Raw genomic sequence first — 12,066 nt, forward strand, 5'->3', positions numbered from 1 at the left:
GTCCGGGAGACATCTGATGGCTGATCTGACACTCTCAAACCTGAAAAAATCCTACGACGGCAAGCCGGTCCTGCATGGCGTCGACATCACCATCCCCGATGGCCATTTCGTCGTCATCGTCGGTCCATCGGGCTGCGGCAAGTCGACCCTCCTGCGTATGATCGCGGGACTGGAGGAGGTCACGTCAGGCACGATTTCCATCGGTGAAACGGTGATGAACGACATCGAGCCGGCCGATCGTGGCTGTGCCATGGTGTTCCAGAACTATGCACTCTATCCGCACATGACCGTGCGCCAGAACATCGCCTATCCGCTTCGGATCGCCAAGCTGCCGCGGGCCGAGCGCGACAGCAAGGTCGAGGCTGTGGCGAGGATCCTGAACCTGACGGAGTATCTCGACCGGCGCCCGGCGCAGCTCTCCGGCGGGCAGCGGCAACGCGTGGCCATGGGCCGCGCTATGGTGCGCGAGCCCGACGTCTTCCTGTTCGACGAACCGCTGTCCAATCTCGATGCGCTGCTACGCGTCCAGATGCGCATCGAGATCAAGAAGCTGCACCGGCGCCTCAACGCGACGTCGGTGTTCGTGACGCATGATCAGGTCGAAGCGATGACGCTTGCCGACACGCTGATCGTGATGAATGCCGGTCGCGTCGAGCAGATCGGCTCGCCCGCCGAGGTCTACCGAAAGCCGGCCTCGGTCTTCGTCGCCGGGTTCATGGGGGCGCCGGCCATGAACCTTTTCCCGGCCGCCATCGGGGCCGGCGGCGCTCTCGTCATCGATGCGACGGCTGGCGGGGTCGGCATCGGCCGGACAAGCCTTGCCGAAGGCACTCCGGTCACCGTTGGCGTCCGGCCCGAAAACCTCCTTCTGAGTGAAACTGCCGGAACCGGCCTTCCGGCGACGGTCGATTTTGTCGAGGAACTGGGTGGCTCGCGCGTCGCCTATTGCACCCTTGGCGACCGGGAGATCGCGGCGACCCTGCCACCTGGAGACCAGCAACTGGAAGGCCGGTCCGTCTGGCTGACCCTGCCGCCAAAGGCACTGCACCTCTACGACCGGATCACAGGACAACGCGTCGACGTGCCGGTCCATGCCGCCAGGAGCAGCATCCCGAGCGCTTTCGAGCTGTCCATGTGATGTGATGCATGGAGGCAGCTTAATGTCGCCCGCGTGGTCCTGCGATCGGTTGCCACTCGACAGCAGGTGTAGGCGTCAGAGATCCCGTATCGTTGGATCACCGCCGGCCAAGGCGTGTAAAATCCCGTCAAGTATCGCGTTCGCAAGCGGGTTGTCGACCCACCAGCGAACGCACAAGCGCGGCTATTTGCAGAGATAGGCGCGTGACATTTAGAGCGTCGGGAGCGTTCCAACAACTCTGAGGGATAGACCCTCGTAGGGCTCGAGATTGATAGTCAAGGCGCCATCTTCTGTAAGGTCGCCTTCGATCGACTCCGCAATCATGTCGACGACAGGTCCTGGCCTGACGTTCTGCAAGATCACGACTTCGGAGATCGCCGAGGAGCTGAAATTCAGGGCGGTCACCTGCGTGCCTCGTAGATCCGGAAGTTCGTGGACCATGATGAGCAAACCTGGGGCGGTGGTATCAGGTATCGAGACTTGTCGACTGGCCGCGATCCCATAAGCTTCCCGAACGGCCAGCAGGCGTTTGAGCTGCGAGGCAAACGAGTCCGGCTGCGCGAGCTGCTCGCTAATCGGGCCGTATAGGGCGCGGGCACGCGGCATGCCGTCGGCGGAAAACTCCTCGCCAGAGTTCTGACCCGTCAGATCATAGGCGCCGCGTTCGATCCAGCGGGTGTCGCCGTCGGCCATCAGGTGCTGCACCTGAGCCGGTGTTAATGGCAAAGCGCCGACCAGATCCCATCCGGAAAGCGCGAATACGCCCGGCTGAAAAGCGTTGTACATCACCAGGAGAAGGTGAATTTTCTGGATCAGCTTTGTCGTCTCGTCATCGATGCTCTCCAGGTCGGCAATGTCGAGGGCTGCGGCAATGACGCTCGCTGTCGTGCAGGCGATGCCGTTGGTGACAAAGGGAAGGTTATAGGGGGCGTTGGGTCCCGAAAGGCGCTCGCGTATTACGTCGCGAATATGCATGCGCAGCGTACGCCCCTGCCAGGTCTGGCCGGCAAAGGTGTAAATATCGTCTGCATGCAATGTCCAGAAATGCACGAGTTCCGTCGTCAGTTCATCGTGATTCTGAAGCGCATGAATAAGCGACGCAGGATCGATGCCAAATTCATGGACCATCCGCAGCATCATGCGCAAGAACTCGGTATTGCCTGTCAACAGCGCGTGATGATAGGCCGGGCGCGTGATAAAATCGTAGGACAGATCCGCTCCACCCTTCGACATCGCGGCAATATCATCGATCGTCAGATTAAGCTCCTGAAACGAAAACCCGCCGGCCTTGCGGATCATGCCAGCGAGCAGTGCGTTGCCCGTCACGGAAAGCGGATGGCTTTCCGACCATGCCGGCCCCTCCACTCGGCGCTCGACGCCGAGAAATCCATTCGCATCCAACCGCAGGCCACGGGCGCCCATCTGGTCGATCGAATGCAACGCATCGCCGATGATCATCTGTTGCGCGGCAAATGATGGATCCAGCCAGTTCAGGCTCGGCTGCCCCTCCTTGAAGTAGTGGAGGTAGACCCAGCGGCGCTCCTTGCCGTCGACGCCGGTAATCGGGCCGGTCGCACTCCAGTCCGTCTCTTTCACGCCGGGCTCGAAGAAAATGACCCGCTGGAGCTGGCCGACAATCAAGCTACGATCCCTCAGGTAGTCAACGGTATCGGCAGGCAGGTTGACCGCCTCCCGGCCCTCCGGCACGTCCGGAAGACGCTGCCATTCTTCCTCTGGAATTTCGACCATGTGGTAAAGACCAGGGTATGTCGAATGATTCATTTCGGCGAGCCGAAAATCCGGACCCTTGCCCGTGTGTGAAGGAATGACATCGTCAATGACAATGGCGTTGTGTGCCGCCGCCATGCGGCTGATGGCAACGAATTCTTCGTTCGTGCCGAAAGTCGGATCGATGTCGAAGCTTATTCTGTCGAAATTGCCGTCGATTGTCGGGCTGTAGACGCCGTCTTTCATACTGCCGGCACGTTTCATCGGCCCCGTGTGAATACCGCGTACGCCGATCGCCGAAAGGGCTGACCACAGATGTGCGTCGCCAAGGGTCTTCAGAACGGATTCGCCGGGCAACGGGATTACCGAAGGAGGATAGGCCGTCATCCAGACCGATGCGATTGATGAAGCGACACGAGGCCGCGCCTCTGCATAGGGCCTCTGCCATAGGCGCGACTGCCCTCCGTATGCCTCGGCAAATGTACGTGCTTGTTGCAACATCGACAAAGCGACGAGCTCTTCGATTGATTCATTGCTTGGTAGCGTCATTAATGCCTCGAAGCCGGAGCGGGAGTACAGGGATTATTGCAGGCCGATGCAGGTAGCAAGCCTCCCGAAAAGAGCCTGCCCATTGGAAACTGCATCCTCACTTACCCCGGAGTTGTCGGTTCTACCAACAGACTTCTTGCTTTCCTCACACCCAAAGCGTCCGAACACCGATAGCGCGACATCCTCAAATCCAGGTTTCGCCGTGCCCAGTAAAGAGCGAAGCTGCCGGCACACTCACTCGGCAAACTGCGTAAGCACCGAGTCGACGGTTCCTTTGGGTTTAAGGCGGTCGAGTTTTCAGATCGCTGCGCCATCAGGCCCCCGCAAGCAACAAAACTTGCAAATTGCCCACCTCTAATATGTGTTCTTTAGTTCATCGACGTCACTGTCGAGGAGGATGCAAGTTTCCCGCCGAGCCTTGCCGGGTTGGGCTATATATCAACAGAAAACACAATTCCCAAGCATTCTACGTCGTTGCAAAGACGCTAAGAGTCGAACCGCGCGCTGCCGTTGCTCATCTGAACACGGTTGCAACCGGTGGCTTCGGGCGCAGTGTTCTCGCTCTTCCACTATCTGGACATGGGTCGAGGATGCAATTCAAGGTTACCTCGAAGGAGGTATCAATTCTCCAGGCTGATGCGACCAACTCTGTTCAGCACAGCAACCTTTCCGCACCAATGCGAAAGTGGTTTCCTCCTTGCACTCCCATGTCGGATTTCCGCGGGTTTCAACGCCTCACCGAAGGCCGACATACGCTGTTCGCGAGTAACGACGGCCAAGCTGGAGCACGATTGCAAACTTCGGTCTCGTATCATGTCTCGCCGTCATGGTCGAAGAATGGTCATTTGCGATAGGCATCGGCTTGCGTCGTCATTGTGGACTTTTCAGGAGCGCCGCCTAGTTTCCATGAAAAGCGGCCGGATTGGGGCGGGATCGTCCGTCCCAATGATCCGCAAGTCGGAGCGCAGGAGGGCAAATCCGCGGTATGAAAAGTTTTGTCATCAACCCCCCGGTTTTCTACGGCTCAGTCATCGTAATCGGTCTGTTTCTGGTGGTCGGCATCGCCATACCCGGGCAAGCGGGCGCTTTTTTTGGCGCCGTACAGGCATCGATCCTCGGCGCGTTCGGCTGGTTCTATTTGCTTTCCGTCGGCATATTTCTCGCATCCGTCCTGCTGCTCTGTTTTGGCCGCTTCGGACAGCTCAAGCTTGGTCCGGATGATTCCGTTCCCGATTTCCGCTTCCTGTCGTGGATCGCCATGCTGTTTGCCGCCGGCATGGGGATCGGCCTGATGTTCTACGCCGTCGGTGAACCGATGACGCATTTCATGGCGCCGCCGACGGCCGAGCCGCGTTCGGTCGCAGCCATGCGCGAAGCAATGACCGTGACCTTCTTCCATTGGGGGATCCACGCCTGGGCAATCTACGCCGTTGTCGGCCTGTCGCTTGCCTATTTCGGCTATCGCTACAACCTGCCGCTGACGATCCGTTCCGGCCTCTATCCGCTTCTCAAAAACCGTATCGATGGTCCTATCGGTCACGCGGTGGATATCTTTGCGATTGTCGGCACGATGTTTGGGATCGCCACGTCGCTCGGTGTCGGCGTCTCGCAGATCAATGCGGGTCTCAACCATCTTCTCGGCGTTCCGATCGGCATCGCTGTGCAGTTGCCGTTGATCGCAGTCGTGACCGCGATGGCGACAGTGTCGGTCGTGACCGGCCTCGACAAGGGCGTCCGCATCCTGTCGGAAACCAACCTTATCGTTGCCATCCTGTTGATGATATTCGTTCTCGTGGTTGGTCCGACCAGCCTGTTGTTTCGGGATTTCGTGCAGAACCTCGGTCTCTATTTCGACACGCTGGTCCTGCGCACATTCAACATCTACGCCTATGAGCCGACGCCCTGGGTTGATGCCTGGACCTTGTTCTACTGGGCCTGGTGGATTTCCTGGTCGCCCTTCGTCGGCATGTTCATCGCCCGCATTTCCCGCGGCAGAACGGTGCGTGAATTCGTCGTCGCCGTCCTCTTTATTCCCGCCGGGTTCACCTTCTTCTGGATGACGGTGTTTGGCAATACGGCGATGTTTATCGATAACGGCATCGCCAACGGCGCTCTCGGCGCGGCTATCGCCAATGACGTCTCAGTCGGGCTGTTCCGGTTCTTCGAGTATCTGCCGCTGCCGGCAATTACCTCGACGCTCGCGGTTCTGCTGGTGTCGATCTTCTTCATCACCTCGGCAGATTCGGGTGCGCTGGTCGTGGACTCCATTGCAGCCGGCGGCGAGACGAACACGACAACAGGACAGCGGGTTTTCTGGTGCGTTATGGAAGGTTTCGTGGCGGGGTGCCTGCTGCTCGCCGGTGGCCTGACGGCGCTGCAATCTGCTACTGTCGCCAGCGCGCTGCCGTTTGCCGTGATCATGCTCGGTCTCGTCCTTTCGCTGTATCTGGGCATGCGAGAGGACCTTGCACAGCGCGATGCGCACAACGGCGCCACACTTCCGGTTGCCCAGCCGGCATCCGGGCAGACCTGGCAGCGGAGACTGGCCCTGATGCTGGCCACCGCGACCGAAGCCGATGTCCGTCGCTTCATCGACACGCATGTGCGTCCAGCCCTTGATCAGGTCGCGCAGGAACTGACCTCCAGGGGACGGCATGCTGAGGTGGTCGATGACACGGACGGAGCGATCGTCCTGCGCTCACCCGCACAAGATGTTCGTGACTTTGTCTACGGTGTCACACCCACAAAGCAGCGCGTCGCGAGTTTTACGCCTGTGCGGGCCGGAGAGCCTGAGTTTCGCTTTGAGGCGCGGACCTATTTCTCGAGCGGCAATCGCGGGTATGACGTGATGGGGATGTCGCGCGATCAACTCATCAGCGACGTCCTGGCGCAGTTCGAACGCTATCTTCACCTGGTGCATTCGCCGGAGTTTCAGCTGGTCCACAGTGCTCCAGAACATCCATCCGGAATATAGCTGTTATGGGGGGCGGCCTCGTTGCAAGGCGCGCCTGTTACCATAACAGGTCCGACGCTCATCGTAGCGGAAGGCGGTCTGTTCGCAGACGCTTGATCCTAGGTCCCGCTACGTGGGTTGAGCTCCAAAGCGGACACCAACTGTCGCGGCAGACTGACGGGCGACCTGATTAATCCCAACTTGGCAGGCAAAGGCGTACACCTGAGACGTCGACAAGAGACGGCCCGCGATGAGCCAGAAGAGTGAGAATACCGATGACGTCACGCTGGGTTTGGCTTTTGTCAAAACTGGTCCGGAAAATCTGGTTTCGGGCAAGTCTGTTTTCCATCCTTGCCATTATCACCGCACTTGTCGCCATCGTCGCCAGTCCGTTCATTCCGGGTGATCTTCCCACGAAGATTGGCGCTGACGCTGTCGATAATATACTAGGCATCATTGCCTCAAGTATGCTGACAGTCACGACATTCTCTCTCAGCACGATGGTGTCGGCCTATTCGGCTGCAACCAGCAACGTCACGCCCCGCGCGACCACGCTGGTCATGGAGGACAGCACGACGCAAAACGTGCTCGCGACCTTCATCGGCTCCTTCCTCTTCAGTCTTGTCGGGATCATCGCTTTGAGCACCGGCGCCTACGGCGACCGCGGTCGCGTCGTTCTCTTTGTTGTGACAGTTGCCGTGATTGTGCTGATTGTCGTCACGCTCTTGCATTGGATCGACCACCTTTCCAGGCTCGGGCGTGTCACAGAAACGACCGAGAGAGTGGAAAAGGTCACCGTAGAGGCGATGCGGTCCCGGCGTAAGCAACCGTATCTCGGCGGAAGCCGGTTAAGCGCTGCAGAGACCATTCCGGCCACGGCGAGACCGGTCTTTGTCGATCGGATAGGGTACGTGCAGCATCTTGATACCGGCGCCCTTTCCGGCATCGCAACCGACGCGAAAGCGCAGATATACATTCACATGATTCCGGGTCAGTTTGTGGATCCGTCGACGCCGGTTGCGTGGATCGAGGGCGCCGATGACGGCGAGGAGACAACGGCAATCTCCCGCTGTTTCACGGTGGGCGATACCAGGTCCTATGATCAGGACCCGCGATTTGGCGCTGCAGTTCTGTCGGAGATTGCGTCTCGCGCCCTTTCGGCGGCCACCAACGATCCCGGTACCGCGATCGATGTTCTCACGCGGACAGTGCGGGTTCTGGCTGTCTGGAACGAAACGACAGGGGAGGATGAGCATGAAGTGCCGTATCCAAATGTCTACGTGCCGGCGATCAGCCTTGACGAACTGTTTGATGATCTCTTCACACCGATCGCGCGGGACGGCGCCGGCGTTGTCGAAGTCGGGCTGAGATTGCAGAAAGTGCTGCGAATTCTCGCGACGTTTGAACATGATCGCTATCGCGAAAATGCCATACGCCACTCGAGGGAGGCCCTTGAGCGGGCCAAACATGGACTGACTTTGCCGGCGGATTTCGAGCGCGTAAAAGCCGCGGCAGAGGCGGTTGGGGGATTGTAGCTGCGGTTGTTCAAGCGTGACGAGCGAAGCCAGCATCGCGTAATAGCGCTGTTCTGAAGGGAAAATCCATTCATCACAGGAAATCTTGATGAAGCCTTGTAACAATGTGGATTCCTGCGCGTCTTCCTGAAGCAACGTCTATTGCGGGTGGAAAGACGAAATCTATGGACCAGAACGAGGGCTTTTCCCGATCCACCTGGACGCGGCCGAAGCGTTTCGATCGCAACCTGGTGATCATTGGCGCCGGATCCGCCGGGCTGGTGTCGGCCTATATCGCTGCCGCCGCCAAGGCGAAGGTGACGCTGGTCGAGGCGAACAAGATGGGCGGCGATTGCCTGAATTATGGCTGCGTCCCCTCGAAGGCCCTGATCAAGAGCGCAAAGGTGGCGCACCAGATGCGCCATGCGGACCATTATGGCCTGGAGCCGGTCGAGCCGAAGGTGCCTTTCTCTGCGGTGATGGAGCGGATCCACAAGGTGATCGCCGAAATCGAGCCGCATGACAGCGTCGAACGCTATACGGGGCTGGGCGTCGACGTCCTGCAAGGCTACGCAAAGCTGATCGATCCCTGGACGGTGGAGATTGCCCTGAACGGAGGCGGCATGCAGCGTCTGACGACGCGCGCGATCATCATCGCGACCGGCGCCCAGGCCTTTGTGCCCCCGATACCGGGCCTCGCCGACATCGGCTATCTCACATCTGACACCATGTGGGAGCGGCTCCGCGATCGACCTTCTGTGCCGCAAAGGCTCGTGGTTGTGGGCGGAGGGCCGATCGGCTGCGAGCTGGCGCAGAGTTTTGCGCGGCTTGGCTCCGAGGTCACGCAGATCCAGATGGCACCACGGCTGATGATGCGCGAGGACGAGGATGCGGCCGCGCTCGTCGAGGCTTCGATGAAGGCGGACGGCGTCAATGTGCTGACCAGTCACAAGGCGGTCGCCTGTGGCGCGGATGCCGGTGAAAAATGGATCGAGGTCGAGAAGGACGGGGCCAAGTTCCGCATCGGCTTTGACGAGATCATCGTCGCGGTCGGACGCGCCCCGAGGCTGAAGGGCTTCGGGCTCGAAGATCTGGGCATCAAGGTCGATCGTGTGGTCGAGACCAACGAATACCTCCAGACCCTTCATCCGAACATCCTGGCGGCAGGCGATGTTGCAGGGCCCTACCAGTTTACCCATGTCGCCGGACATCAGGCCTGGTTTGCCGCTGTCAATGCGCTGTTCGGTGATCTCAAGCGCTTCAAGGCTGATTACTCAGTCATTCCGTGGGCGACCTTCACCGATCCAGAAGTGGCGCGGGTGGGCTTGTCCGAGACCGAGGCGAGTGAGAAGAAGATACCGCATGAGGTAACGCGTTTTGGCTTGGACGATCTCGATCGCGCGATCGCCGATGGGGCCGCCCGTGGCTTCGTCAAGGTGCTGACGGTGCCGGGCAAGGACAAGATCCTGGGTGCAACGATTGTCGGCGAGCATGCCGGCGACCTGCTGGCGGAATTCGTCTTCGCCATGAAACATGGCCATGGGCTCGGCAAGATCCTCGGCACGATCCACATTTACCCGACGCTCGCAGAGGCCAACAAGCAGGTGGCCGGTCAGTGGCGCCGCAATCACATCAACGGGTTTCTGCTCTCGCTGCTTGAACGCTTCCAGACCTGGAGGCGCGGATGATCGACGCCAAGATCCTGCCGCTGCAGAAGGCAGTACTGCAGCCCGTCGCTGCATTTCTGGCCCATCGTGGGGTTCGTGCAGATCAGATCAGCCTCGTTGGTTTCGGGGGCGGGCTCGGCGCCTTCGCCGCTCTCTGCCTCGGCTACTTTTGGGTGGCGCTTCTGCTGATCCTTGTGAACCGGGCGCTGGACGGGCTCGATGGTGCGGTTGCCCGCCTGCATGGTCCGACGGATCGTGGAGCGTATCTCGACATCGCGCTCGACATGGTCTTCTACGCGCTGATCCCGCTCGGTTTCGCGGTTGCGGTGCCCGAGATCAATGCGCTGCCCGCAGCGGTGCTGATCGTGTCCTTCGTCGGCACAGGCTCGTCCTTCCTCGCTTTCTCGGCAGTTGCGGCGAAACTCGGCCGCGAGGCCCCGGAATTTCCCACCAAGGGCATCTACTACGCCGGCGGTCTCGCCGAAGGCTTCGAGACGATCGCGGTCTTCATCGTCATGTGTCTCTTGCCTTGGCATTTCCCGCTGATTGCCTATGGATTTGCCGCGCTTTGCGGGGTGACGACCGTCATCCGCTGGCGCCAGGGCTGGGTCGCCTTTTCCGGAGATGATCAATGAGCGACGCCGTGTCCCTCTCAGAGATCCGCATTCAGCCGGTCAAGCGCGTTGCGCACCGTCAGCCGCGCCCGGTGCAGAAGTACGCGCATATTGCCCTCGGAAATGTCGAGAAGGGTGCAGACCTCCGCCGGATCAAGCTCCTGCTGGCCACGAAGGATCAGCACCGCGCGTTGCGCCTGCGGCAGAGTTTCGATGACGGCTTCCACATGCTGCAGAATGCTTCGACCCTCGACATGGCGTTCCGGCGTCAGATTTTCCCAAAGTGCGGGCATGATGCGCCAGTGGCCGCGCCCGTCGAACGCGTCGTTGAGGGTGCCGTCGACACCAAAATCGTCGAAGGACACCGTGCGGCCTTCGCGTCTGGCGCGGCTGCGCGCCTTGTTGATCAGGATAGTGTAGATCCAGCTTGCAAGCGATCCGCGCCCTTCGAAGAGATCGATGCGGTCGAGCACTGTGACCCAGGTGTCCTGCGCGACGTCTTCCGCGATGACACGCGAGCGGACGATGCCGTTGCAAAGACGGATCATCGCGGCATTGTGCCGGCGATAGAGCATTTCGAACGCTGCCGCATCCCCGTCGGCGAGACGCAGCGCCAGAGCCCGATCATCACCTTCCACCTGCGCCATGCTGCCCCCAGCCCCAGCTCAGGCGTCATTAGCAAAACAATCGCCTTCAAAGTCCAGCCGCATTCGATCCTATCAAGCCATAGTGACCATGGGGGATCTGTCGCGCCGGTACATCCGATCCCACAAGGCATGCCGCAGCTTCACGGAAACCGCCATGATTGACAGCCGTTCCCCACAACACGGCGCGCCGCCGGATGACGAGCCCGCCACCTCGAAGGGCGCTGTCGGCAAAGGTAGCAGGTGGCGTTATACGCCCGTGGTCCTCGTCATCACCGGCCTCGCACTCGGCTATGTCTTCGGCCTGCAGGACTATCTCAGCCTCAAATTTCTTGCCGAACAACGGCAGGCCTTGAGGAGTTACGTCGACGCCAATGTCCTCTGGTCGGCGGTCATCTTCCTGCTCGTCTATACCGCGGCCGTCGCCTTCTCGTTTCCGGCAGCGTCCGTGCTGACCATCTTCGGTGGTTTCCTCTTCGGCTGGATGATCGGGGGAGCGCTGGTGGCTGTTGGTGCCACGGTCGGTGCGGCGATCCTGTTCCTCGCCACCCGCTCGGCCTTCGGCGATTTTCTGCGCCACCGGGTTGATGGGGTCATCAAGAAGATGGCGGACGGTTTCCGGGAGAATGCCTTCGGCTATCTCTTCGTCATCCGTCTCGCTCCGGTCTTTCCCTTCTTCGTCGTCAATATCGCGGCTGCCCTGTTCGACATCAGCCTCGGGCGGTTCATAGCCGCCACGTTCTTCGGCATCCTGCCAGGAACTTTCGCCTATGCCTATCTCGGCCAGGGAGTTGACAGTGTGCTGGTCGCCGCGCTGGCGAGCGGAAGGCAAGCGCAGATTTCGGATCTCGTGACGCGCGATATCACGCTCGCCTTCTTCGCGCTGGCGCTGGTGGCGCTGATCCCGACGCTCGTGCGGCAGATCGCCAAGCGCAGGAGTTCGCAATGAGCGTTCACTTTACCACATCCGGGGAGGGCTGAGCCATGTTTCGATGCAATGAAGTGGTCGAGCGCGCCAGCCTTCTGATCGACGGCGATCTCGGCTTCTGGCCGCGGCTCAACATCAGGCTACATCTGGCGATTTGCCGGGGATGCCGGGCCTTCGTCGAACAAATGCGCATTACCCATGAGCTGACTGCAATGGCGGGCGCCACGTTTGATTCGGAGCCAAGCGAGGAGATTGCGGCCGCGCTCGCGCGACGACAAATGGGTCCCGGCAAGAAAGCATGAAACCCGGCGCATCTCGAAGACGTAATTCA

The 12,066-nt window shown here is 60.0% G+C and carries 9 protein-coding genes; 7 read left to right on the plus strand and 2 right to left on the minus strand.

Features of this window, described 5'->3' with window-relative positions:
* Nucleotides 1-16 precede the first annotated feature (16 nt).
* Nucleotides 17-1,138, plus strand: a complete 1,122-nt coding sequence (locus tag ACQY1K_RS17625; protein ID WP_430259940.1) for an ABC transporter ATP-binding protein — start codon at nt 17-19, stop codon at nt 1,136-1,138.
* 210 nt (nt 1,139-1,348) lie between these two features.
* On the opposite strand, the gene treS is transcribed toward ACQY1K_RS17625, so the two are convergent.
* Complete coding sequence (gene treS, locus ACQY1K_RS17630; RefSeq protein ID WP_430259942.1) at nt 1,349-3,415, minus strand: maltose alpha-D-glucosyltransferase; 2,067 nt, start codon at nt 3,413-3,415, stop codon at nt 1,349-1,351.
* Between the two features lie 985 nt (nt 3,416-4,400).
* Here treS and ACQY1K_RS17635 point away from each other — a divergent pair.
* The 4 genes from ACQY1K_RS17635 (at nt 4,401) to ACQY1K_RS17650 (ending at nt 10,184) form a co-directional block, all read left to right on the plus strand.
* Nucleotides 4,401-6,389: a BCCT family transporter gene (locus ACQY1K_RS17635; protein WP_430259944.1), complete on the plus strand. Its 1,989-nt coding sequence runs from the start codon at nt 4,401-4,403 to the stop codon at nt 6,387-6,389.
* Nucleotides 6,390-6,643: 254 nt separating this feature from the next.
* The gene (locus ACQY1K_RS17640; protein WP_062577753.1) at nt 6,644-7,903 is read left to right on the plus strand and encodes a DUF2254 domain-containing protein; all 1,260 of its coding nucleotides are present in this window, start codon (nt 6,644-6,646) and stop codon (nt 7,901-7,903) included.
* Between the two features lie 164 nt (nt 7,904-8,067).
* A complete protein-coding gene (locus ACQY1K_RS17645) occupies nt 8,068-9,570 on the plus strand; it encodes a dihydrolipoyl dehydrogenase family protein (protein ID WP_430259946.1) in 1,503 nt (500 codons plus the stop codon).
* Complete coding sequence (locus tag ACQY1K_RS17650) at nt 9,567-10,184, plus strand: CDP-alcohol phosphatidyltransferase family protein (protein ID WP_430259948.1); 618 nt, start codon at nt 9,567-9,569, stop codon at nt 10,182-10,184. The genes ACQY1K_RS17645 and ACQY1K_RS17650 overlap by 4 nt, the downstream gene beginning before the upstream one ends.
* Nucleotides 10,185-10,201: 17 nt before the next feature.
* On the opposite strand, the gene ACQY1K_RS17655 is transcribed toward ACQY1K_RS17650, so the two are convergent.
* Complete coding sequence (locus ACQY1K_RS17655) at nt 10,202-10,810, minus strand: RNA polymerase sigma factor (RefSeq protein WP_430259950.1); 609 nt, start codon at nt 10,808-10,810, stop codon at nt 10,202-10,204.
* A 154-nt stretch (nt 10,811-10,964) separates the two neighbouring features.
* On the opposite strand from ACQY1K_RS17655, the gene ACQY1K_RS17660 reads away from it, so the two are divergent.
* Together ACQY1K_RS17660 and ACQY1K_RS17665 are read left to right on the plus strand one after the other, a co-directional pair.
* Entirely contained in the window at nt 10,965-11,756 is a 792-nt protein-coding gene (locus ACQY1K_RS17660; RefSeq protein WP_430259952.1) for a TVP38/TMEM64 family protein, read from the plus strand.
* Nucleotides 11,757-11,791: 35 nt separating this feature from the next.
* Nucleotides 11,792-12,037, plus strand: coding sequence for a zf-HC2 domain-containing protein (locus ACQY1K_RS17665; protein ID WP_092662804.1), 246 nt, complete (start codon nt 11,792-11,794; stop codon nt 12,035-12,037).
* The last annotated feature ends 29 nt before the right edge of the window (nt 12,038-12,066 follow it).

Source organism: Neorhizobium sp. IRS_2294, assembly GCF_050500145.1.
Classification (GTDB): domain Bacteria; phylum Pseudomonadota; class Alphaproteobacteria; order Rhizobiales; family Rhizobiaceae; genus Neorhizobium; species Neorhizobium soli.